Here is a 233-nt window from a genome sequence, read left to right as displayed (position 1 = left end):
ACAGCCACAGATAATTGTGGAGGCACAGTAACTGTAAGTCATAATGCAACACTTCCAATTTCAGGCGAAGGGACAACGACGATAGTGACGTGGACTTATGACGATGGCAATGGAAATACAAGCACACAAGATCAAAATGTGATTATAGATGATACGACAGCACCAACACCAGATGCCGTAAGTTTATCAGATATCACAGCAGAATGTGAAGTGACAAGTTTAACAGCACCAAC

At 42.1% G+C, this 233-nt stretch carries 1 protein-coding gene; it reads left to right on the top strand.

Annotation, left to right across the window (positions count from 1 at the left end):
* Positions 1-233 (top strand): hypothetical protein (locus Q0787_RS19295; RefSeq protein ID WP_298905099.1); only part of this gene is annotated, 233 nt, incomplete at both ends.

The sequence above is a fragment of the uncultured Psychroserpens sp. genome (assembly GCF_947492715.1).
Classification (GTDB): Bacteria; Bacteroidota; Bacteroidia; order Flavobacteriales; family Flavobacteriaceae; genus Psychroserpens.
The sequence above is the reverse complement of the archived record's forward strand: the minus strand, read 5'-3'. Positions and strand labels throughout refer to the sequence as shown.